The sequence below is a fragment of the Streptomyces sp. NPDC001508 genome (assembly GCF_040298665.1).
Taxonomy (GTDB): domain Bacteria; phylum Actinomycetota; class Actinomycetes; order Streptomycetales; family Streptomycetaceae; genus Streptomyces.
On sequence record NZ_JBEPAP010000014.1, the window covers coordinates 104,516 to 126,348 of the forward strand.

The window sequence follows — 21,833 nt, forward strand, 5'->3', positions numbered from 1 at the left end:
AGCCGGGAACGCGTGCCCCGGAAGCAAAGCAGGTCTTGCCTGGCCACTAGGGCACTGCGGCTCGTCAGCGACCGGCGGGCCCGATCGCTGACGAGCCGACTACGCCCATGAGCGCTGCCAAGTGCGCTGGCCTGTTCAGCGTGGTGAGTCGATTAAGCGTCTCCTTCCTTCCTCGCTGCGTCCAGCGCTTCCTTCAGCTCTTCACGGGTCCAGCCGCAGTCCTGGTCACATTCGCCGGGGTGGTCCCAGATAAGCAGACAACTCTCGTCGACTACGCTTCGGTTGCATCCCGGCGCGATCCGGAGCTCGCGGTAGCCAGCGTCGTCCCACAAGAGCCACCACAGAATGAGCTTCCCTGCGATGAACTGCACCTGTGCGCAGGCCGCGTGCCGCCATTCAGCGTCGTGCACGGCGAATTCGCAGCCGAGCGGCTCGGTGTCGGCCTCGAAGTCTGCGCCGGGGAGGATGTTCATGTCGCGCGCCTCAGCGTTGGTCAGCGCCGCGGCCGCGGGGCAGGCCGTCGCTGGCCAAGGCTCATTGGGCGAGATCATCAAAGTCCTCCACGTTTCGATGCCTTCACTCTCCAGGCGCGACCGACGTGGAAAACGGCAATAAATCTTGGAAGCAGCAATGTGACCTGCATCACCGCCCCCTGTGGGCCCTAAGGGGCCTCACCGGGGCCGTACGGACCACGCTGCTGCTCACCGCCGCCTACCGGCCAGGACCGCACGACCGCGCTCGACCTTCTCAATGAGGCCCAAGAAGATGTCGCGCGCCGCCCCGAAGCGCCCAGCGGTCTTTCACCATCGACGCCACCCGGAGCCAAGTCGACGTCTACCGCATCGGCGTTCTGAACGCCCTCGGCACCCCGGACGAAGGTGTCAAGATCGCGGCCGGCCTGAACATCGACCTCATGCCGACCCCGGAACGCAGGGCACGGGCCTGGACCGACACCGCGCGCATGTGGCACGCGCTCGGCGACAGCCAGCAGACCTTCACCGCGCTGCGCCACGTCGAATGTGAAGCACCGCAGGAAGTGCGACGGCCAGCCTTACGCGCGCTGACGTCGGATCTTCTGTACGGGCCCGCTCGCGTTCAGGGCCTACGAGAGTTCGCCGTCCGCACCGGAGCACACGCATGACAGCTCTGGTCATCGACGGTAACGGGTGCGGTCGTGCGCACAACCCGCCCCAGGAATCGCCATCCCACCTCAGCTTCGGCAGGTTCGGAGGGTTAGCGGAGCGCGGCGAAGACGGCTGCGGCAACCGCTGACCCAAGGATCGTGCCGGCGACTACCTGCCCGGGGGTGTGGTCTCGCAGCTCGATTCGTGACCAACCGACAACTGCGACCAGTGCGTAGCCGCACAGGGCCCACGGGCCATAGGTCTGGGCGAGCATGATGACGGCTCCCGCGGAAACGGCCTGATGTACCGATATCTTCCAGGCCAGCGTGACCAGGGCGAGCGCGGCGAGTGTGGCGAGCATGCTGGCGACCAGGGCGATCAAGGCGCGGGGCGCGTGCAGCGTTGCCATAAGGGTGAAGCAGGTCAGCACGGAGGTCAGAATGACCGCCATCACCAGAAGCCGTGCCCGCTTCGCACCGACGTTCCTGTCTCCCCATCTGCCTTTCTTGATGCCGTGGTCGATGAACAGGATGGGGATGACCGCGGCAAAGACCACCCCGACGATGCTCCAGGCAACGCCGCTCCAGCGGTCGACGTGCCAGCCGACTGCAAGGCAGATGATGACGATCCACGTCTTGGGGTGGAGCCGGTCGCTGATGACACGGGCGATGTCCTGGCGGGCCGGCGGTGCTGTCGAAGTGAGGCTCATACGGGTTGCTTCCGGTTCTGTTCCTGGATCCTGGCTGCCTCGGCTCTGGCGAATGCCGCGACGCTGCGGCAGCGGTCGTAGGCGGCACTAACCTGGCAGGTCCACCGCAGTTCGGCCGCTGGGCTGAGCCCATCGCTTCCCGACCGGGGATGCTCTCCCTTGTACGGGCTGGACGTAGTGGCGATGAGTGCTGCGGTCTTGAGCCAAGCGGCCTCGGCGACGGCGGAGCGTGCCCGTGGCGGGTAGCCGGCGTTCTTCGCCATGTCGAAGGCGCGGTGTTGCAGGTCGGCGGGGACGTACTCGCGCAGGGTAAGGGTGGCGTCGCTGATCTCAACGAGTCGGCGGTGCAGCAACAGGCGGGTACGGGCTTGACCGGCACTGATGGGCAGCACGACGGACGGTACGGCGTCGGTCAGTCCGCGCCACAGGGGATTGAGTCGCGGCAAAGCCCTTCGCTGCCGCAGCGCGGTGGCCGCGATCGAGATGGGCGAGAGGCAGCTTCCGGTCGTGATAGCGGCGATGGCGGCGACCTTGAGGATCGTCGACACCGTCTCCGCGCGTTGGACGTCAGCCACCGTGGCGTAGCCGACGGCGACATGGGCGAGGTGGACCAGGCGCTGCAGGGCGTAGAGGATACCGATGCTGCCTCCGAGACCGAGCAGGCTGTGCCCTGCGCGGATCCATCGGTCGTGAGCGTGACGGGCTGCGTGTACGAAGAGGATGGCCGTCACTGTCATGGCGGAGCCGATGTACAGGGTGAAGACCGCGACGTGTAGGAGCGCCCATCCGGAGGAGTCGTGGGCCACGATGATGTCGTCTGGGACTCGGGCATCGTCAGGGGCCAGGCCGAACGCGGTAGCCATGAGTACCAGGCAGGCGGCTTCGAGCACACGGCGGGAGCGCTGGAGGAAGCCTCGGGGGCGCACCACGGCGATGACGAATTCGAGGACCGCCGCAGCCGAGACGAGCCCGAGCATGTGCTTCAACAGGTATCCGGTGCTGTCGACACCTGTCAGGGAGTCGATCCGAGTCGAGACTGCGGGCACCTCAAGTGTCATCGCTGCTGCAAGGCTCAGGAACGCCAACGAGATGGCTCGCTGTTTACGTGAGTGCCGCAGTGAGGGCGCCCTCCATAGAGCCACGGCCCAAAGCGTGATGGCGAGGATGATCTGATGATTCATCGGCAGTTCCTGCGCGGGTGGGCCATGGTGGCGTCCACACGGTCCAGCAGACCGTGATGTGAGGTGGAGGGCGCAGTCGGGAGCCGTTCCACGATCTCCCCGAGGATGGTCGCCGTCAGTTCGGCGTCGTGCTCCTGGTCGGTTGAGTAATTGGTCCGGCCGAAGACCGCTCGCACGCGGGTCGGCGCAATTTCTGGCGGCAGAGCAGCCAGAAGGGCCGACACACCGGAGTCACCCTTGTGGTTCAACAGCATGTGCGCGATCTCGTGGAAGATGACCTGCAGGCGATGACGCTGGCTTGTAGCAGTGACGTGCCAGATGTGGTCCTCGTCGGGGTAGGCGACCCAGAGACCGCACGGCAGCCGCAGTCCATCACTATCGGGCAGCTCTCTAAGAACCAGCCGCCGACCGCGCTGCGCCGACAACGCCTCGCAGAACGACTCAATCGTGAAGGGCCGCTGCACACGCACGCCGCGCAGGGCCTCCTCGCACATGCGCCACAGCTGCGACTCGCGCTCCTCCAACCCTGGTAGGTGCGCGTGGCTTTCATGCCTCCCGCGAAGAAACATGGGTGGTCCTTAACTGCACGATCTTGATCATCTACTCAGGACCGGCGGGCGACACACAGGTGACCCGCAACGGTTCCCGCCCCCGAAGGCCACCGAACAACTCCGCCCGGCACTACGGTCGCCGACGCACCTCAGCAACACATCGGTGAACCGGTCGATGCCTGCGTTTCGGGTAGCCGGCTGGAGAGCCGAGCGTCCGCTGCACTTCCAATGCCGAACTAGGCGACAAAAGGAAGCAACCGGATTTCGGCAGCCGAAGGGAAGTGGGGAGCCTCACACAGCGCCCGGTACACGCCACATAACTGCGAACCACCCTCCACTTCACCCCGAGCCCGCACCTTCTGACTCTCGGGAACGATCTTAGGTCACCACGCCATCCCACTTAAGCTCAAGATCAGAGGAGGGGAACTCACACTTCCCCTTACGGCGTATAAGCGTCAGACGGTTGAATCTTAGACGATCTTTACGGCCGATCAGTCCGTTTTAGCCCGACTATTTCACCCTGCTAACCTTCCCTTCAGGGGGCCGCCGCCGAGGTTTCATCACAACCTGTGACCCACATCTCAAGATCGACAAGTTATGCCAGCCAACCACTCCCCCCAGCCCGCGTCGCGTACGACCATTACGCGGATTCTGCGCCAGGCCCGGCGACGCATCGACCCTCGCGATATTCCAGGAGCTACCGCGATTCTGGGCCCGCAAAGCAGCCCCGGCCTGACACAAGATGCGGTCGCTCAGCTGCTTGGCGTGTCCACCAAGTGGTACCGGAACCTGGAACTGGGCAAGCCTCTGACCTTCTCCAAGGCGATGCTGGAGGGGGTGCGGCGCCTTCTCGCCCTGACCGAGGACGAGTGGGAGACCGTGTGGCAGCTGACTTACGGAAGGCCGGCGTCCGACACCAGCGCAGACGATCCGCCCGCCGGGGCCCGCCAGCCACCTCCGCCGGTCGTGAAGCAGTTCATCGAATCGCAGCCCTGGCCCACTTACCTGCGAGATCACCATTGGGAGGTCTCGATCTTCAACCGTGCGGCAGGTCGTGATTTCCCGTGGATGCTGTACGGAACCAACGTGGCGGTCTGGGTACTCACTTACCCGGAGGCCCGTACCCAGCTCATCCGCTGGGAGGAAGACTGGGCCATCCCGATGATCGCCGAGCTCCGGTTGGAGGCCGAGCGCCGGAGCAATGACATCGGGCTTCAAGCGATCATTCGCACTGTGCAGAGCGACCCCGTGGCCCGCAGACTATGGGACTTGCCCAACCTGCCAGCCGTGTCCCACCCCAGTGCCAAACACCCCCGCACGCTGTATTTGCCACGACAGGGAGCGAAGGCGTTCGAGATCAGCGTGCTGACGATGAGGGTCGATGACATGCCGTCATATCGATTGACCGTCATCATTCCGGCTCACGATAAGCCCTCTGCGTCACAGCTGACACGAGCGGCAACGCCGCGGACGGCAGGGGCCAAGCGGCCTTCTTGACGGCAAGCGTCCCTCAGTCCGCGTCAAGCCCTTCGGCCTTGCGTGCACTTCTAATGACAGCAGCGACCATTCGCATGCTGTCCACGGAAAGCTCGCCAGCGCGGAAGAAGACGTCCTCAGCGCCAGCCTTCTCCAGCACATCTAGGAGTTTCAGCCCCGCCACGACCCGGTCCACGTCCGCGCCGCTCATCTCCTTGGAGAAGTAATCCTTCTTCACCCTGAAGTGGTCGGCTAGTAGTTCCACCGTCTTCAGCGTGGGGTTCGGCTTCGAGCCCTGCCTCAGTTGCCGGATGGCGCTCTCGGAGATCCCGGTGGCGTTAGCCACCTCGGGGACGGTGTAGGGGCGGCCGGTCGCCGGGTTCTCCACGCCGTCGAACAGGGCGTTCAGTCTCACCTTTACCCTGCCGGCTTCCAGAGGCACGTCCATGCCAGCATCGCTGCCCGTCTCCGACATGGCCGCTTCACCTCCGATCTCAGCATCGCTGCGCAGTGTACTCAAGTGTCGACTGCACACCCAACCCTACCCCGCATCAGCACTTTAGTGTTGACAAGCCACCGATACTCCGACGTAGAGTCGCCCCACCCGCCAACACTAAAGTGTTGACGGGCAGGTCAGAGCCGCTCTTGCGACCCAGCACATCCCTGGCGCAACCCGTCGGCCGCACGCTACGAGGAGGTCTGTCCATGTCCCGCCGCGCACCGCGCCCGGCACGCGCACGTGCCATTCCTCGTCACGCTCTGCAACTAGTACAGAGATTAAGAACCAACTCTGGATCTTGACACCGGTCCGTGCGTATGTTCGTCGTCCCCCCGGGCAGCCCGCCCGGGCTCCGCGATCGTGAGGAGCACAGCAGGTACCGACGAACTCGTGCAGGCCCGCATACAGCGACGGCGCCCAGGAGCGGCTACTCCAGGACGCCGAACGCGTAGCGGCACGTACCGCCCCAAGCCAGGCCCGGCTAGGCCCGACGGGGCGGAGATTGCCCACCATCACCACGCTGATCCCTTCCCGAGGGGCGCTTCAGCGCGGCAACACTGCAAAGGGGATTGTTACATGCCTCCCGCCCTGCGCAAAAGGCCGAGACCTCTGGCCGATGCGACACCCACCCTCATTCTGGCGCCTCGCCGCCTCGGCCTGCTGCACGCCACCTCGGCGTCCGCGAAGCGTCGGCCGAACGTCCTGGCCGGGGGTCGCCGATGAGCAGCGAGGCCCGCGAGTGGGTGTGGGAGCGCAGCTCCAGCCGGGGCACCGCGCGGCTGGTCCTGCTCTCGATCGCCGACCGCGTCGCCGACGGCAAGTGCGTCGCCTGGGCCTCTCTCGCGAGTCTGGTCGAGCGGACGAACGCGAGCCGGACAGCGGTACGGGATGCGCTGGCCGCGCTCGACAAGAGCGGCGAGCTGAAGATCCTGGGCCACCTGGAGGGCCCCCAGCGCAGCACGGTCTACCGACTGCCCCGGGCTGCCGCGTGGCTGGCCAAGGTCGCCGACGCGCGACGTAAGGACCCGGAGGCGTACGTCGAGCCGCCGGCCGACTCCGACCCGGTCCCGGAGCTGGACGAGGAGGCCGAGAAGGGACTGCGGCGGTACGGGATCTGGCCCAAGAAGGGTACGGAATCCGGCACCTCCCGCCGGAATCAGACCGGTGCGGAATCCGGCCCCTCGCGTCGGAATCCGACCCCTCGACGTGCCGGAATCCGGCCCCAGCACGGTACGGATTCCGACACACAGAACCGTAGAGAACCTAAGTTGAACCGGAAAGGCAGCAGTGGTGGTGCTGCCGTCACCTCGGTTGCCGACTGGCGGGTCGATCCCGCCAGCCACACCTGGGCCCGCCAGCAAGGTCACCTCGACCGCCTCGGCGAGGACGGGCTGCGCGCCGCGGATGCGAAGTGGCGTGCCCACCGTGCTGGGCACGCCCCCAGAGCGGCGGCTGCCTGGGCTGCCGACTGGCGCTCCTGGATCGCCCGGGAGCATGCCCCGGCTCGCCCGAACCTCTACGCCCTGCCCGGCAGCGGGCCCGCTCCGGCGGGCGGCATGACCCGCGCCGAGGCCCACACTGCCGCCCTCCTCGCCGCCCTCAACGAGCCGACGCCGACCGGAACGGAGTAGCCATGGACCGCCGCGAAACCGCCGCCCTGCTGGCCTACATCGGCCGACTCGACCCCCGCACCATCCGCACCATCCGCACCAGCCAGGGGGAGGCCCGCGACCAGCTTGCCCAGTGGCACGAGCTACTGGACGAGGTGCCGCTGGCCACGCCACACGGCTGGGACGCCTGCGTCGTCGCCCGCCGTCACATCCGCATCTCGCCGTACCAGATCCTGCCTGCGGACATCGCCCGCCCGTGGGAGAGCTACAAGCGTGACCGCCTGCACCGGCATACCGACCCCACGCCGTCGGCCGACCCGGACGATCAGGCGGCCTGGACCGCCGAGCTGGTCGGCACCCGCCGTGCGGTCGCCACCGGCACCGCCCAGCCGGTGATGTACCGACAGCTCGCCGCGAGCCGGGTCAACCCGAGGCTGGAAGCACGGCTGAAGGAGGTCGGCTCCTGCATCCCGCCGGAGGCCAGGACTGCCCTCACGCCCTTCCGTCGCGCCCGCGCCGCCCGCGAGGCCGCCCTCGCCCAGGGCCAGCCCGACGCCCTCTCGGTGTGCTGCGACTGGTGCGAGGCACCGATCGGCGAGCCGTGCCGCCGCCGACGCGTCGGCCCTGACGGCTTCTCCCGCGGCAACGCCCCACGGGCCACCGTGCACCCCTGCCGACAGGACCTCGCAGCCGCCCAGCATGCGGCGATGGCCTGACCGGTCCGCCCAGTGGTGCACCGCGCCTGGTGCACCCGTGCAACACCACCGTCCCGCCCCTTGCTGCGGCGCCCCTGTCCCGCGCCGCAAGCAGGCGCCCGACGCCGCGTCCACCCACCGCCGACCTGCTGTCGGCCGGCGCGGCAGCACACCGGAGACCACCTTGCGCCACATCACCACCCACACCACGCCGGCCACCGGCCTGCGCGGCATCGGCGACACCAGCTGGCAGCCTCACGGCGCCTGCTACGGCATGGCCCCCGACGACGCCGACGCCACCTTCTTCCCCCTCCCCCGGGACCACGAGGCCATCGCCGACGCCAAGGAACTCTGCGCCTTGTGCCCCGTGCGCCGGGACTGCCTCAACTACGCCTTGGAGAACGACCTTAAGGAGGGTGTCTGGGGCGGGCTGACCGCAGCCGAACGCCGCCCCTGGCACGACGGACTGCCCCACCGTCTCGACTACAGCCGCGTGGTCGCCTTCTTCAACGGCCGCGACGTCCACCTCAGCTGGGCCGAACGGCAGCTCGTCATCGACCACGCCTACGTCCGCGGATGGCGACCCGACCGGCTCGCCGCCGCCCTGCAGATCAACACCAAGCACGCCAGGGACCTGTTGCGGCAGGCCGCCAACAAGGTCTTCGACCGCGACCGCACCCTCGGCATGCCCCGGCAGAAGAACGCGAAGAAGAAGACCGCGCCCGCAAAGACCAGCCGACCTGCAACCGCCCGACCCACCACGCAGCAGCCCGTCTCCCGTCCGGCGACGTCGACCCCGGCGCACGCCCCTCTCGGAAAGGCCGCATGACCCACCCTGCCCTGTCTCTCGGTGCCGGCCCCGACCTCTCCCACCTCCTCACCGTCGGCGTGCCCGGCGCCGCCATAGCCCTGGCCCTGACCGGCTGGGTATTCCAGCGCCGGGTGACGCGCCCGCAGAAACGTCTCCGCAGCGGGGCGGTCGTGGTCTCCGCCCTAGCCGCGCTCGGCTGCACCGCCTACAGCGCCGACACCAGCTGGCGCTTCGCCGCCGACTACCTCGACATCGCCGGCACGGCGGAACGCGCGAGCATGTTCGCCGCCGCCGAACTGGGCCTTTTCGCGACCGCGCTGATGGCCCGCCAGAGCCTGACCACCCAGGGAGCCCCGGGGCTGCCCGGCACACTGGTCTGGGTCATCACCGGAGTCCAGGTGATCCCCGCGTATGCCGAGAGCGGCCCGGTAGGAGGCACCGTCCGCGCCTTCGTCGGACCGGTCATGGCGGCGATGCTCTGGCACCTGGCCATGGGCATCGAGCTGCGCCTGCGCACCCCTGGCGCCGCCTCCCACGGCCTGATCGCCACTCTCGGGCGAGAAGCACGCGAGCGACTGCTCTCACGACTTGGCATCGCCGCCCGTGACCGCGACGCCGCGCAGATCACCCGGGACCGCGCCACCGCCCGCGCCGTGGCCCTCGCCACCCGGCTCGCCGAACTCACAACCGAGCAGCGGCAGAGCCGGCGAGGTCGGCGCCTGACCCGGCGACTGTCGAAGACGATCGGCCGGGCCTCGGTCGGCACCGACCCGGCCCAGCGCGCCGAGCTGCTCGCCCAGCTTGCCGCCCGCCGACACGCACTCGCGCTCGCCACCGTCCCGCTGCCCTCACCGTGGTCCCCGCCTCACACCGACGAGACGGCGAGCACGGTCGCCGCCGCGAGCGTCGAAAGCAGCTCGGTCCCCGACGACAGTCCCCGCACCGGCGTCGCTCGGAACGGGGACCGGGGACTGCAACCTCACCGGGGACCGGAGACCGAGAACGCCGAGCAGCACGACGGGACCGGGGACCGTGAAGCGGGGACCGCGGTGGGGAGCGAGAACCGAGCCTTGAGTCCCGGGGACCACGAGCCGGGGACCGAGGCAGTGAACCCGGAGCCCGGTGGGGAACACGAGACCCGCTCGGGGACCGGCCTCCCGGTGGATGAAGCGCCTGCACAACGCCCTGAATGGCACCGGGGACCGGGGACCGCCGAGTCGGGGACCGACACCACCGGGGACCGGGGACCGACCGACACGGGGACCGACACCACCGGGGACCGGGGACCGACCGACACGGGGACCGACACCACCGGGGACCGGGGACCGACCGACACGGGGACCGACACCACCGGGGACCGGGGACACCAGGTTCCCATGCGCCGGACGCCGGCCTCCAAGGCGAAGGGCAAGCGCAGTGGCCGCTCGCGAGGCCCGCAGGCGCAGCGTCCGCCGCGCGAGCCGGAGCAGGACGTCGACCAACTGGTCGAGCTGATCCGCCCTCACGTGCCCGCGCTGCTGGAACGGGACGGCAACGAGGCCGTGACCCGGGTCCAGCTCAGGGAGATCATCCGCCGCGAGAAGCTCCCCGGCGGCCGAAACGACCGACTGAGTCTGGTTCTGACGGCCCTGCGCAGCCCGGACAGCACCACGACGACAAGGACCACCCGATGAGAACCTGCCCGCAGTTCGCCGCCCTCCGTGAGGAGTACGAGCGGGAGATCGGCTATCTGAGCGCCCACTCCGAGCGGCATGCCGGCAGGCCGTCGGCGAAGGCGAGCGCGACGTACGCGGCTTCCACGAAGGCGCGGATGGCCCGGGCGCTCAGCGGCCATGTCGGGCGCTGCCCCGAGTGCGGGTGACCCGCAAACCCGCAGTTCACTCCCCCCCCCTGTCCCCCTTTGGAGGCCCGGCGCACGCCGGGCCACCGCCCCGTACCGAGAGGCATCACGTGGTTTCCCACCCCATCCCTCCGTCGCGGCACTTGGCCACCGAGGCGGCTGCGTGGGCCACCGTTCTGGTCCGCCGGCACCTCGTCCACGCGATGGTGCCCGTCCCGACCGGCCAGTGGCTCGTCCAGCAGGTGCCGAACGGGCCGGTCCAGCTCCTGCACGGACCGGCCTCCGTCCTCGATCTGGCCGCCACCATCCAGGGGCAGCTCCGCACGGCGAGGCCCGACAGCCGATGACGAACCCGAACGAGAACAGCACCACCCCGGATCCTGCTCGGGACCCCAACTCGATCTCAGGGCGAGCAAGTTATCCCCTTGGATACTCCGCCTCGAGCGGAGTATCCAAGGGTTCCCCTGCCCCTGTGGGGCAGGGGCTCGTCCGGCGCCGGGGGACGCCAGACGAGGAGGCTGCGACCGAGGGCGGATCGCAGCCAGAGGGGATAAAGGACGGACGTGAGCAGCCGCGCACGCGCCGCCGCAAGTACCAGCGTCGCCAGCGCCCCCACGTCCGCAACACCCGCTTCAGCGACGACGAACTCGCCCTCGTGACCGCCGGCGCGAAGGCCGCCGGCCTCACTCTCGCTGGCTTCCTCGCCCGCGCTGCCCTGTCCGCCGCCCGCGACCTTGAACGGACCGCGAGTGCCGTCGCCGGCGAGCGTGAGGTGATCGCCGAGTTGTTCGCCGCCCGTCGCCACCTCGGTCATGTCGGCGGCAACTTGAACCAGATCGCCCGAGCGGTCAACGCCGGAGGGCACCCGCACGAACTCGACGTGGTCATCGCGGCCACCGACCGCGCAGTCCAGCGCGTCCAGCACGCCACCGACCGGCTCCTCCACCAGGACTAGGACCCCCTCACCGGCATGATCCCCAGGATCCAGAAGCGCGGACAGCGCACCATCGGCCTCCTCTCCTACCTCTACGGGCCGGGCAAGCTCGAAGAGCACACCGACCCGCACCTGGTCGCCTCCTGGGATGGCAACGCCCCCGACCCCGGCCGTGACCCGTCCGCCACGCTCAAACAGCTCCAGCAGCTCCTCGATCAGCCCGTCGAGAACGTCGAGCAGGCCGACCAGCCCAAGAAGCATGTGTGGCACCTCTCGGTCCGCAACGCCGAAGAAGACCGGATTCTGAGCGACGAGGAATGGGGCGAGGTCGCCCGGCGCATGGTGGCCGCCGCCGGCATCGACGACCCCGAGGAAGGCGCCGGATGCCGATGGGCGGCGGTCCGGCACGCCGACGACCACATCCACATCATCGCCACCCTCGTGCGCGAGGACGGGTTCAAGCCCGACCTCGACCACGACGCCGTCCGGGTCCAGGCCCAAGCCCGCACCCTCGAAGCCGAACTCGGCCTGCGCCGCCTGAACAAGGGCGACGGCACCGGCGCGAAGCGACCCACCAGCGCTGAGCGCCACAAGGCCGAGCGCCAGGGCCGCGAGCGCACCGCCCGCGAGGAACTGCGGGAAACGGTACGGCGCGCGGTGACCGGCGCGAGGAGCGACGAGGAATTCTTCGACCGGCTCGCCGCCGCCGGACTCCTGATCCGCAAGCGTGCCGCCCCCTCCGGCGACCTCCTCGGATACAAGGTCGCTCTGCCCGACGACCTCAACAAGGACGGCGAGCCGGTCTTCTACCCCGGCGCACGCCTCGCCCCCGACCTCTCGCTGCCCCGCATCCGAGAGCGCTGGTCCGGCGACGCCCAGGACAACCCAGCCGCCCGGCAACAGCAAGCACCCCGGACAGGACCGGGCGCTCCAGCCTCCGCCCGCCGCAGCACGGCATCAGCCGCCTGGCAGGCCGTCCTCGTCGTCGAGCACGGCGACGATGCGATCGCCGCTGCCCACATCGCCGCGGTCGGCGAGGTCCTGGATGCCCTCGCAAAGACGTCCGCCGCCCACACCCGCCGCGAACTCCGGGACGCGGCTACGGCCTTCGAACGTGCCTCGCGCTCCCATGTCCGCGCCGTACGCGGGCACGACCGAGCCCTGCGGCAGGCCGCCCGCGACCTCGTCCACGGCGGCCCGGCCCTCGGCCGCGGTGAGGACGGCGCCACCACGGCGATGGCCATCGACATGCTGTTCTTCCTCATCACTGCCGCCGCGCACTGGCACGCCAGAAAGGGCCACGCTCAGCAGGCCGAGGCCGCCGCCCGGGCTGCCGAGCACCTGCGTACCGCCTACCAGGCCGCCGCCGCCCAGCCCCTCGGAGCGCTCCACCAACGAGGCCGGCGTCTGAGCCGACCGATGCTCCAGCGGCAGACCGTGCTGCTGCGCGAGGCGCTGCCGGAGCTGGCCGAGCAGATCCTCGCCGAGCCCGGCTGGTACGCCCTGGCAGCGACCATCGCGGATGCCGAAGCCGCCGGCCACGACCCTGCTGCCCTCCTGTCCGACGTAGCCGAACGCCGCGAACTCGGTACCGCGAACTCCGTCAGCGACGTGCTCGTGTGGCGGATGAGGCGGACGGCCGACCTGCCCGCCGACGCCTCCCACCTGCCCGATCACAGCCCCGTAGCAGGCCAGTCCCCAACGCGCGGGACGACGACCAGGACCTCCGCACCCGGCAGGCGGCGCAGCGGAGAGGAGGCATCGCATAAGACCCGGTGAGCCCGCCGGGTGCCGGTACGCAGATCTCATCGCATCACCAAGAGAGAGGAGAGCACCACCGCTTCGCCGGCAAGCCACAGCATGGCCGTGCGAGCCGAGCCAGTAGGCATCGCGAAGTTGGGCGGTTGGGGGAAACGGCGACGTGTGATCGGGCACACCGTGACAACGGCATCTCGCCGCACGAAGACAGGCAAGGTCGCCAACTCGTCATCCGGACAACGGAGAAGCCGGAGCACCCCGATGACCTGGCTGAAGGCGGCTGTGGACTTTGTGAATTGCAACCACCGGGAGCGCAGGGCACGATCATGAAGCGCGCAAGGACGAGGTGACGAGGTAGAGGAGAACGCCAGGGTGTTTCACCGGATACGCCGCCGGGCCAAGGAGCCGAGCGAAGCTCAAAGGCAGTTCGCCGAGCTGCACGCGCGGATGCAGGGCCAGGCCCCGCCGGGCATCGGGTTGCAGGCGGCCGAACCGGAGCCCGTCGAGCCAGCCGTCGTCGTGGACGACTTCCTTCCGCCGGAGCTGCGTGTGCCGAGCCACGACCAGGTCGACGGCAAGATGATGCCGTGGAAGCAGCCCCTCGTCCTCGACGGCGAGATGGCCGCCTGCGCCGAGTGCGGCGCGTACCGAGACTGGCTCATCCTCTCCACCCGCGGCGAGATCTGGCTGCGCTGCCGGGCCGGCCACCAACAGCAGGAGACCCGCCTCGACACCGCCTGGTTCAACCGGAACAGCGGACCGGCGGACGCGACGCACGCCACGTTCGAGGACTGCCTGCGCCACCTCGGGCACTGACCACCACTCCTACGACCCCACCGGGCCCTCGGGCCCGCACTGACCACCCGTCGCCTAGCACCAAGGGGTCAGTTCCGTCATGCGCGTTCGCGTCGCCACCACCACCCTCGGCATCACCGCCGCCCTCCTCGCCCTGCCCGCCTGCTCCACCGACACCACCGGGGCCAAGCACCAGACTCCCGCCTCCGCCCAGACCGGAAAGCCGGCCGACGCGGTCCACAAGCTGGCCGCGCTCTCGTCGGCCGCGCTCGAGTCCCGCCTGCTCGATCAGAGCGACCTCGGCAACGGCTACCTGCCCAAGCCGGACCGCCCCACCCGGCACGACGACGTCACCGTCGTCGGCTGCCCGGCCCTGAGCGAGCTGGGCGGCGACGCGGCAACCGGCGGCACGCTCACCTTCCCGCACAAAGCGAAGGCCACCTACACCTACGGCGACAGCTCCTCGGAGATCTCCGAGGAGCTGTACAGCGACACGGCGAACAAGCTGTCCGCCGGCATCGGACGGATCTTCGACGCCATGACCGGCTGCCCCGCCTATCAGGTCGTTGCGGGCGGCACCCCGATCGACATAACCGCGCAGAAGCTGCCCGCGCCCCAACGACTCGGGGATCAGCAGTGGAGCCAGCTCCTGACGTTCTCCACCGCAGGGCGGAGCACCGTGGTGAAGCAGACCGCGATCCGGGACGGCAATCTGCTGCTGATCGTCTCCGGCGCCCCGGCCCTCGTCGACCGCCACCTCGGCAAGGCCCTCGGCAAGGCCACCGCAACCGGCTGACCTGCCCGGTCATGCTGCTGCCCCCCGACCACGGTGGTCAGGGGGCAGCAGCGCGTCAGCCGATGCGCTGAGCAGCGCGCGCCGCCTGGGCGGGAACCCAGGCTTGGACCTGGCCGGGCTGGACGTAGAGCACGTTCGGGTTGTGGCTGTGCGGCCCATAACCACTGGAGGCATTGACCAGCAGGTACGCGCCCGCGGGGACGTGCCAATTCCAGAACCAGGCGTCCCGCTGCCGACCGGTGTCGCACCAAGTCACGACGGCCTTCGCCCCGCGGCGACCGCGCTGGTAGACCCGCGTGATCTGAAGAAGATCTCCTCGGCCTGCATTCCTGTGCTGCTGGAACGCCTGCCACTGTGCTGCGAGGGCGGCCATGCGCTTGCGGCGTGAACGGACCTTCAGCGCGACGATCATGGCGACGACAAGGACGAGGGCAAGAAGGACGCCGGGGCTGAGGTGCATTGCTGCATCCTGCAACTTGACGTCACAGGGTGGCAAACCCTTCGGGGACAACGAGGGGCAGTGTCAGCGACTGCGCCTCTGGCGACCGGGTTCCGTCCCGGCGGGCAGCAGCTAGCGCGTTGTGCGCACGTAACTACCGGCCCGAGAAACAAGAAGCCCGGCCCTCCATTTCGGAAAAGGCCGGGCTGTGTGTTTGGGGGAAATGGCAACGGCGGGGCGTTAGATGGCCGGCGCGCGCAGGAGACGCTCCCGGGTGGCCTCGGGCAGCACCCGCCGCAGGACCGGTGCCGTCGAGCTGAGGGAGGCGGCGAAGGCGGCCACAAGGTCGTGCGGGACGCTGGCGGAGAAGGAGGCCGCCCACAGGCACGGTGCGCCGAGCGCGGGCTCGGCCCACGCTTGCCACCCGGCCAGCCCCGCCTCGTCGTCTTCGGTGATCAGGGCGCGCGGGTCGCCGTCCTGGATGAGAGGCGGCACCTCGCCGAGGCTGAGGTGCGAGGTGAACGTCGGGTCTGTCGCTGCCGCCTGGGGCTGGTCGATGTCGCGGAGCCATCCGTGTGCGGCGACGGCGTCCAGGACCAGCTCGGGTCCGGCAAGCGGCAGGGCGGGCTCGTCGCGAGCGTCGAGCGCGACGAGGAAGTCGGCTACGGCCTCGCCGGGGACGTCGGGGGTGAAGTAGGCCGACCACTGGGCGAGCGGGCTGCTCGTGTCCGCGCGGGCGGAGATCTGCCAGGCGATCGGCAGGTCCCCCAGGTGGAACGGTTCGTCCGCCAGGCTCCACTGGGCCCAGCGCAGGGCGTCGGGGCTGATGTGCAGGACGGTGCTGCGCAGGACCTGGCGGTCCTCGGGTGCCTCGTCCGGCTCGTGCCGTCCGCGGACGATCGTCAGGCTCGTCCAGCCCAGGCCGACGAGCGTGTCGGCGACGGCGTCGTAGAGGCGCCCATCGTCACCGGCCAGATGCCGGGGGCCGACCCAGAACGCGGGCTGGCCGCCACGTGGAGTGGACGGGTCGGGCGGACATTCGGGGTACAGGGGCGCCTCCAAGGGGCTCGGCGCGGGTCTAGTTGCCGCCGACACGGCGGCGGGGGCGGCGCGGGGGTGCCTGGACGTCGCCCTGCCAGGTCAGGGCGACGGCGACCTCGGGCGGCAGATGGCCGAGCTGTGAGCCCTCGTCCCGGCCTTCGGCGAGGTAGACGACGGTCTGGCCGGTCTCGTCCACGGACTGCACGACCTGCGCCAAGCGGTGTGCCATCGGAAAGAACGGATTCATGGCCTGGCGGACCGGAGCACTGCGGTCGCAACCGGACAGCAGGTCGATGAGATCGCCGACGGTCATCTCCGTGGACGTCATGAACGGCCTCCTTGGGTGAGGAAAACGGTGAGCGATGGAATCGGCCGGCGTCAGCCGACGACCCTCCCGGCGAGGACTACGCGTGGGCGCCTGCACTGTCATACGCGACGTGAGGTTTCCAGCACGCGCGCCACGGCGGCAGCGACGATGTCGGCCGGCGTCTCGGTGTCGAACGACAGCTGGTAGCCGGGTACCTTGGCGGTTCCGGTGACGGCGATCTTCCATCCCTCGCCGTCGGTGCCGGGACGACCGAGCGGGAACCAGCCGAGGTAGAACCGGCCGTCCTTGGAGCTGACGTGCACGTCCGCACGGTCGTCCACGATGAGGTTGAAGTCCTCGGCGCAGAACTGGTCCATGACGAGCGTGGGTTGGCCAGGGCCCAGCTGCCACTCGCGCAGCCGCAGGGCTTCGACGGTGGTGGAGAAACCGGGGCCGACGGAAGCCACGGTCATAGACAATCACCTCTCTGACCTGGGGTTTCTTGCAAGGTCGTCTACGTTGACATGCTCCCGCGCAGGTTGGCCAGTCTTTCCGTGATCTTTCCTGTCTGCCCCCGGCGAACTGTCCTCCTTGGACAGTGAAGCCAGTCGCCCTGGCATCTGATCCAGGCGCTTGACAGCGAACCGAGTCGTGAGGGCTTCCCACACCGCCACGGGCCCGAGGAAGTCAGCGGGAACGTCGCGATGCGGGTCTCTTGTCAGCGGCACCTCCTACACTCCGCAGATGCGACAGGCCAGGATGATGAGCTGCCTGGCCGTGGCCCTCCAGGCCATCAGGGCTGATGGGCATGGCGTCTGCCAGGCGCCTGCATGTCCCACAGGTCGCCGACAGCACGCGCCGGCAGAGCTTTCACGAGGACGGTCTCCGGTGCGGATGTCGGAGAGGGTTCCATTACCGTCCTTGTCTAACAGGGGGATTAGAGCAGTGCCTTCCGCTACTGGCTTGACCGACCTGCGCGAGCAGTGGATCCAGAAGATCTGCGCGGGGATTGCCACCTCTGTCGGTCGCCACCACCCGTTGCTGGATCCGGCGCGGATCGTCGGTAACCCGAGTGATCTGGATCTATTGCGTGCCCTCCTGATCCTGCGGATCGCCGTCTTGGACGCGCGTGGCCGGTCCACCGCGCACATCACGGGACTGCTGGCAAAGCACCCGGTCTTCGCCGATCCCAAGCCTGACACGGATCAACTCACCAGCCTGGTCGAGCATGTCCGCCGGCACGTGGAGCGCGACGGCCTTGTCGGTTCCGTCCTGCTGTTCGGCCTCGGACTGCGCGCTGCGGATCCAGAGAGCACGTATGCCCTCCTCCTGGACCACTGGTCACGTCGGTCGTCCCGCGCGGCGACCGCCGCCCAGGTGGCCAGGGAACCGGCCCGGCACTGGGGCGTGGAGGCTCGCACCGGAGAGGCTCTGGTGCCTCTCTCAGTCATATCTCTTGATGCGTACTCCGACACCATCTGGTCCAGGCTGGAAGCGGAACGCGACGCTCATGTGCGGCATGCCGCCTCAGTTGCCTTGATCAGGAAGGGCAACGACGCTCATCGCCTGTGGCTGGCGCAGTTTCCCGCCGACGAAGCCAGGCACCTATGGAAGTTGGGCGCAGATGTGGCCTACTGCACCGCGGCCAAGGAGCACCTTCGAGAGGTAAGCCGACAGCTCCGGAAGAATCACGCTCTGCGGCCAGTGATCGCCCGAGCCTTGAAACTGGTCAACGAGCAGCTAGAGATGCTCGGCGAGGCGATCGGCTGCCTGAGCGACACAGAGCGCGACATGCTGCGGGCGCGCACCCATCAGGAGCGCTTCCAGGACGCCTGCATTCAGACCTTCCTGAACCACTCCCTCGACTTCCGGCAGTCGTACCCAGGCAGTTCCTGTGTTCCTGATGCCGAAGCGGTACACGGCACCTTCGGCCCTCTGCCCTGGTGGAACATCATCGGCCGAACCGCAGCAGAGGCGGAGGCTGCCCTCGCCGCATTCACAGAGGGGGTGCTGCCCCTCGGTTTCGAGCGGGATCCCGAACATCGGAACCGCCTTCTACTCATCTGCCGTAAGCCCAGGACGGAGTCCCCGGGCATGCACGCCCACTTCGTCTTCGACCTGGACAACCCAGGCCACGCCTGCGAGCTGCTCCTCATCGCGAAGCGTGCCGGCGTCCCTATCGACCTCTATGCCCAAGCACACAACGAGTACGACGAAATCGAGTCCACCCACCTAGGCACTGTGTACGCACACATCGGTCCGGAGCTCGCCAGTCTGATCACGGAAGCCGCCACCAATGCACTGGCCCGATCCCTGCCAGACTTCCGTAACCGCGACTACGACGAACATGAGGGGATCGAACCGCTCGAAGAAGCGTTGCGCTGTCTGTCCCGCGCTGAGGTGGAGCACTTCTCCTCGGGACGCCGCATCACCGTCTCATCCCGTCACAACCTCGAAGGTGGGATCGAAGTACTGTCGTCCGACCCGCCAGTCACGCTCTCCGGATTCTCCAGGGGCACCAAGAGGCAGAAAACCGGCAGCTCACGGAAGACGGGCAACGGGACTCCTCTGCCCCCTCCTCGGACCACTGGGTTCGTGTACGTCCAGCGGAACCCTGCCTTCCCGGACATGCTCAAGATCGGCTACACAGACCTGCTCGCGGAGGACCGAGCCAAGAACCTGTCGGGCACATCGGTCCCCTTCCCCTTCGACGTGCTCTTCAGGGCCCACACATCCCGGCCCAAAGACGTCGAACAGGCTGTCCACCGCCTCCTCACCGCCCAACGCGTTAACGCAAGCAAGGAGTTTTTCCGCGTCTCCCTTGACACGGCCATCGAGGCGATCCGCCGGTGCCAGAGGGAGGTAACCGGTATCAACAGCTGGGAGCCGATCCCTGCGCTTCATCGCCTGCCCGCGAATGACCGAGTCGTCCTGCCCCTGAGGGCAGGGCAGTTGTTCGTGCTCACCGCGTACCCCCATCTGCTCAGCTCGTCCGCTGAGGTTCTCGACATCTGGATGGCCCACGCGGACGGCGACCTCCTGGAGATCCACTCCACGCATGACCCCGGGCACGTGGCCGGAATCAGCGACAGCGATCCCGGCGCTTACGAGGACCCCGTTCCCTTCCTCGACAGAGACGGAACCGTGCGGAACGGCATGCTCCATGGCAGGGAGCGCCTGGTAGCCGGCGACCGGCTGATCTGGTTCTCGGACGAGGAGGGGCCGACCGACGCCCGCGGCGTCGTCTTTGAAGCGAACGCGTCCTGCCAGGTCACCTACCGGACATCAGCCCCCCGACGGGGCCCGCTGGGTATTCCTCTCCTGCTGAACGATCCTGACCGGGACCTTCCTGATGCTATGGGGGCACTCGTCAAGGATGTCCTCGCACTGCGCCCACCGCGCACCTGGGCTCCCCGGAACCCTCAAGAAGAGGACGGCTGGGCGGTAGCAGCCACGGATCCCCAGCCACCCGAGCACTGGCTCCCTCAACTCGAACGACGGCGAAAGGACGTGCGCCGGGACCGACCCTGAGTACCGTGCGGTATGGGGGGCCAGCTCGACGAGTCCATGTCCAGCGCCAGGACTGAATTACCAGCCGGATCGATTGCGCCGCGGCTCCGTAGACGGCTCGATACCCGGCTCCGGGAGCGGTCTGAGCACATGCCAGAGTGAACCGCATGATCCCCGCGCACATCCCCGACGAGCCGCCGCTGACCTACCCCGACAGCTTCGACATACCAGTCCTGTTCCGAAACGGACCCGCGAAGAAGCCTCGGCGGCAGTGGCGGACGGCCAAGCACAAGGCGTGGGCGGGATCGGACGGGTTCCCGGCGGCCGACGGCTGGTACGCCCCGACCACCACGTGGCGGGAGATCATCAAGGCTGCCACCGAAGTCGGCCGGGACGTCACCCCGCACCTGCAGAACCAGCCGCGCTACGCACACGGGGAACTGGTCGCTCGGGTCTCTCCGCTGTATGCCTACCTTGGCGCGCACGTCGTCGAGCCCCGTCACCCCGTGCCTGGGTACAAGGGGCGGCGCCTGACCTGGAACCCGGTGTACGCGCACGGCACCGAGCGCAGCGCGAAGAACGCCGCCGGCTACCGGCTGGGCATGACGATGACCGAGTGGGCCTGCCGTTCGTTGCTGGGCCTCGGCCAGACCGAGCACCTCGAACTCGGCGGGCCCATCCCCGCTCTGTACGACACGTTCAAGGACCCGAAGAAGAAGCTGCCCGACCTGTGGGGGCGCCACGAGGCAGAGGAGAGGTACTGGCTGATCGAGGCCAAGGGTGGCGACGTCGGCCTGGGCACGCTCCGCAAAGGGTGGGCGCAGCTGGCGGCCGGCAGCAAGATCCTCGGCGCGCATGCGCACCGCACCGTCCTGGTCGGAGCGTCCGTACGTCCCGGTGACGATCTCTTCCTCACCATCGACCACAACCTGCACCCTGGCCAGCCGCCCCTCAGCCCTGATGGGTCTGGCATCGACGAGGAGGCGGCGGGCGCGGGCAACCTGGAAGACCGCCTCGGCGACAGCGACGACGCGCTCATCGGCGCGGCCCGAGCCCAGATGCTCACCTACCTCGCCTTGCGCTCCGCTCCCGTCTCGCAACTGCGCACCGTGCCCGTGCCCGCAGACCGCACTTCCCGTCGTCGGCGCACCGGACTCACCACGCCCCTGGAGCACGACGGCCTCACCCTCGCCATGCGGGCCGATGCCCGCGGAGCAGCGCTCCAAGCCGAGCAGCACACCTTGCGCGCCGGTATCCGTTCCATAGGGCTCGACGACTTCCTCACCTGCCGCATCCCCGGAACCGAAGTGCACCTCGGCATGTCCCGGAAGCTTTTCGCCGCCTGCGAGCGCCTCCATGAGGAAGACCTCGCCATCGCCCGGCGCACTCCAGGACTGCGCGCCGAGGACGAGCCGAGCGGTGACCGAGAGCTCAGCGACGAAGCCCAGGAAGAACAGCGGCTCACCCAGCGGCGGATCTTCCGCGAGCAGCAGGAGGAAGCCCGCCCTCGGCTGCGCCTCCTGCTCCGCGACGCCTACGAGCGGGGTGCGACGAGCGACTGGAGCAGCCTGCTGCGCCGATCCCAGGAGCCGGCACTCGACCTGGAAGGCGACGAGAGCCTCCTCGAAGCGGCGACACCAGAGACGTACCTGGCGGTCAGCCGCTACGACCTGCCCCCGGCACGCGCCTAAATCTCCGCATCAGCCGATACCAAGCGTTCGGGGTGCGCCAAGGAGCAGCTCCCCTAGCCTGCATGA

General features: G+C 68.7%; 22 protein-coding genes. 13 read left to right on the top strand and 9 right to left on the bottom strand.

The annotated features are described in order from the left end of the window. Positions 1–152: 152 nt before the first annotated feature. The 4 genes from ABT245_RS16045 to ABT245_RS16060 form a co-directional block, all read right to left on the bottom strand. The gene (locus ABT245_RS16045) at positions 153–551 is read right to left on the bottom strand and encodes a hypothetical protein (protein WP_351733860.1); all 399 of its coding nucleotides are present in this window, start codon (positions 549–551) and stop codon (positions 153–155) included. A 682-nt stretch (positions 552–1,233) separates the two neighbouring features. After that, complete coding sequence (locus ABT245_RS16050; RefSeq protein WP_351733862.1) at positions 1,234–1,833, bottom strand: hypothetical protein; 600 nt, start codon at positions 1,831–1,833, stop codon at positions 1,234–1,236. Continuing rightward, positions 1,830–3,014: an MAB_1171c family putative transporter gene (locus ABT245_RS16055; RefSeq protein WP_351733864.1), complete on the bottom strand. Its 1,185-nt coding sequence runs from the start codon at positions 3,012–3,014 to the stop codon at positions 1,830–1,832. Before ABT245_RS16055 ends, ABT245_RS16050 begins: the two co-directional genes overlap by 4 nt. Further along, a complete protein-coding gene (locus ABT245_RS16060; protein WP_351733866.1) occupies positions 3,011–3,538 on the bottom strand; it encodes a secondary metabolite protein in 528 nt (175 codons plus the stop codon). The genes ABT245_RS16055 and ABT245_RS16060 overlap by 4 nt, the downstream gene beginning before the upstream one ends. Positions 3,539–4,330: 792 nt before the next feature. Here ABT245_RS16060 and ABT245_RS16065 point away from each other — a divergent pair. Beyond that, positions 4,331–5,062, top strand: a complete 732-nt coding sequence (locus ABT245_RS16065) for an MmyB family transcriptional regulator (RefSeq protein ID WP_502982128.1) — start codon at positions 4,331–4,333, stop codon at positions 5,060–5,062. Positions 5,063–5,075: 13 nt separating this feature from the next. Here ABT245_RS16065 and ABT245_RS16070 read toward each other — a convergent pair whose 3' ends face one another. After that, positions 5,076–5,516 carry a helix-turn-helix domain-containing protein gene (locus ABT245_RS16070; protein ID WP_351733870.1) on the bottom strand — a complete coding sequence of 147 codons (441 nt, stop codon included), beginning with the start codon at positions 5,514–5,516 and terminating at the stop codon, positions 5,076–5,078. A 743-nt stretch (positions 5,517–6,259) separates the two neighbouring features. Between ABT245_RS16070 and ABT245_RS16075 the strand changes: the two genes are divergently transcribed. The 10 genes from ABT245_RS16075 to ABT245_RS16120 all read left to right on the top strand — a co-directional run bounded on the left by ABT245_RS16075 (position 6,260) and on the right by ABT245_RS16120 (position 14,779). Next, a complete protein-coding gene (locus ABT245_RS16075; RefSeq protein ID WP_351733872.1) occupies positions 6,260–7,171 on the top strand; it encodes a helix-turn-helix domain-containing protein in 912 nt (303 codons plus the stop codon). A 2-nt stretch (positions 7,172–7,173) separates the two neighbouring features. Further along, positions 7,174–7,866 carry a zinc finger domain-containing protein gene (locus ABT245_RS16080; protein WP_351733874.1) on the top strand — a complete coding sequence of 231 codons (693 nt, stop codon included), beginning with the start codon at positions 7,174–7,176 and terminating at the stop codon, positions 7,864–7,866. 163 nt (positions 7,867–8,029) lie between these two features. Further along, a complete protein-coding gene (locus tag ABT245_RS16085; protein ID WP_351733876.1) occupies positions 8,030–8,674 on the top strand; it encodes a WhiB family transcriptional regulator in 645 nt (214 codons plus the stop codon). Then, a complete protein-coding gene (locus ABT245_RS16090; protein WP_351733878.1) occupies positions 8,671–10,329 on the top strand; it encodes a hypothetical protein in 1,659 nt (552 codons plus the stop codon). The genes ABT245_RS16085 and ABT245_RS16090 overlap by 4 nt, the downstream gene beginning before the upstream one ends. After that, positions 10,326–10,517 (top strand): hypothetical protein, encoded by a 192-nt coding sequence (locus ABT245_RS16095; RefSeq protein ID WP_067135624.1) that lies wholly within the window; start codon positions 10,326–10,328, stop codon positions 10,515–10,517. Before ABT245_RS16090 ends, ABT245_RS16095 begins: the two co-directional genes overlap by 4 nt. 122 nt (positions 10,518–10,639) lie before the next feature. Next, positions 10,640–10,843 carry a hypothetical protein gene (locus tag ABT245_RS16100; protein WP_351733880.1) on the top strand — a complete coding sequence of 68 codons (204 nt, stop codon included), beginning with the start codon at positions 10,640–10,642 and terminating at the stop codon, positions 10,841–10,843. 125 nt (positions 10,844–10,968) lie between these two features. Next, on the top strand, positions 10,969–11,451 hold the full coding sequence (locus ABT245_RS16105; protein ID WP_351733882.1) for a plasmid mobilization protein: 483 nt from the start codon (positions 10,969–10,971) through the stop codon (positions 11,449–11,451). Positions 11,452–11,466: 15 nt separating this feature from the next. Further along, positions 11,467–13,209: a relaxase/mobilization nuclease domain-containing protein gene (locus tag ABT245_RS16110; protein ID WP_351733884.1), complete on the top strand. Its 1,743-nt coding sequence runs from the start codon at positions 11,467–11,469 to the stop codon at positions 13,207–13,209. A gap of 351 nt (positions 13,210–13,560) precedes the next feature. Continuing rightward, a complete protein-coding gene (locus tag ABT245_RS16115; protein WP_351733886.1) occupies positions 13,561–14,004 on the top strand; it encodes a hypothetical protein in 444 nt (147 codons plus the stop codon). A 79-nt stretch (positions 14,005–14,083) separates the two neighbouring features. Then, on the top strand, positions 14,084–14,779 hold the full coding sequence (locus tag ABT245_RS16120) for a hypothetical protein (RefSeq protein ID WP_351733888.1): 696 nt from the start codon (positions 14,084–14,086) through the stop codon (positions 14,777–14,779). A gap of 55 nt (positions 14,780–14,834) precedes the next feature. On the opposite strand, the gene ABT245_RS16125 is transcribed toward ABT245_RS16120, so the two are convergent. The 4 genes from ABT245_RS16125 to ABT245_RS16140 all read right to left on the bottom strand — a co-directional run bounded on the left by ABT245_RS16125 (position 14,835) and on the right by ABT245_RS16140 (position 17,039). After that, positions 14,835–15,239 (bottom strand): hypothetical protein, encoded by a 405-nt coding sequence (locus ABT245_RS16125; RefSeq protein WP_351733890.1) that lies wholly within the window; start codon positions 15,237–15,239, stop codon positions 14,835–14,837. Between the two features lie 219 nt (positions 15,240–15,458). After that, complete coding sequence (locus tag ABT245_RS16130) at positions 15,459–16,280, bottom strand: SPDY domain-containing protein (protein WP_351733892.1); 822 nt, start codon at positions 16,278–16,280, stop codon at positions 15,459–15,461. 16 nt (positions 16,281–16,296) lie between these two features. After that, entirely contained in the window at positions 16,297–16,587 is a 291-nt protein-coding gene (locus ABT245_RS16135; protein ID WP_351733894.1) for a hypothetical protein, read from the bottom strand. A 98-nt stretch (positions 16,588–16,685) separates the two neighbouring features. Next, positions 16,686–17,039, bottom strand: a complete 354-nt coding sequence (locus ABT245_RS16140) for an SPDY domain-containing protein (RefSeq protein WP_093724906.1) — start codon at positions 17,037–17,039, stop codon at positions 16,686–16,688. Positions 17,040–17,529: 490 nt separating this feature from the next. Here ABT245_RS16140 and ABT245_RS16145 point away from each other — a divergent pair, with 490 nt between their 5' ends. Further along, positions 17,530–20,097 carry a GIY-YIG nuclease family protein gene (locus ABT245_RS16145; RefSeq protein WP_351733896.1) on the top strand — a complete coding sequence of 856 codons (2,568 nt, stop codon included), beginning with the start codon at positions 17,530–17,532 and terminating at the stop codon, positions 20,095–20,097. Positions 20,098–20,243: 146 nt separating this feature from the next. After that, positions 20,244–21,767, top strand: coding sequence for a gamma-glutamyltransferase (locus ABT245_RS16150; protein ID WP_351733898.1), 1,524 nt, complete (start codon positions 20,244–20,246; stop codon positions 21,765–21,767). The last annotated feature ends 66 nt before the right edge of the window (positions 21,768–21,833 follow it).

Coding starts and splice junctions, on each gene's coding strand:
- ABT245_RS16045 (WP_351733860.1), bottom strand. CDS start 551: ATGATCTCGCCCAATGAGCCTTGGCCAGCGACGGCCTGCCCCGCGGCC.
- ABT245_RS16050 (WP_351733862.1), bottom strand. CDS start 1,833: ATGAGCCTCACTTCGACAGCACCGCCGGCCCGCCAGGACATCGCCCGT.
- ABT245_RS16055 (WP_351733864.1), bottom strand. CDS start 3,014: ATGAATCATCAGATCATCCTCGCCATCACGCTTTGGGCCGTGGCTCTA.
- ABT245_RS16070 (WP_351733870.1), bottom strand. CDS start 5,516: ATGTCGGAGACGGGCAGCGATGCTGGCATGGACGTGCCTCTGGAAGCC.
- ABT245_RS16075 (WP_351733872.1), top strand. CDS start 6,260: ATGAGCAGCGAGGCCCGCGAGTGGGTGTGGGAGCGCAGCTCCAGCCGG.
- ABT245_RS16080 (WP_351733874.1), top strand. CDS start 7,174: ATGGACCGCCGCGAAACCGCCGCCCTGCTGGCCTACATCGGCCGACTC.
- ABT245_RS16090 (WP_351733878.1), top strand. CDS start 8,671: ATGACCCACCCTGCCCTGTCTCTCGGTGCCGGCCCCGACCTCTCCCAC.
- ABT245_RS16095 (WP_067135624.1), top strand. CDS start 10,326: ATGAGAACCTGCCCGCAGTTCGCCGCCCTCCGTGAGGAGTACGAGCGG.
- ABT245_RS16110 (WP_351733884.1), top strand. CDS start 11,467: ATGATCCCCAGGATCCAGAAGCGCGGACAGCGCACCATCGGCCTCCTC.
- ABT245_RS16120 (WP_351733888.1), top strand. CDS start 14,084: ATGCGCGTTCGCGTCGCCACCACCACCCTCGGCATCACCGCCGCCCTC.
- ABT245_RS16125 (WP_351733890.1), bottom strand. CDS start 15,239: ATGCACCTCAGCCCCGGCGTCCTTCTTGCCCTCGTCCTTGTCGTCGCC.
- ABT245_RS16135 (WP_351733894.1), bottom strand. CDS start 16,587: ATGACGTCCACGGAGATGACCGTCGGCGATCTCATCGACCTGCTGTCC.
- ABT245_RS16140 (WP_093724906.1), bottom strand. CDS start 17,039: ATGACCGTGGCTTCCGTCGGCCCCGGTTTCTCCACCACCGTCGAAGCC.
- ABT245_RS16150 (WP_351733898.1), top strand. CDS start 20,244: ATGATCCCCGCGCACATCCCCGACGAGCCGCCGCTGACCTACCCCGAC.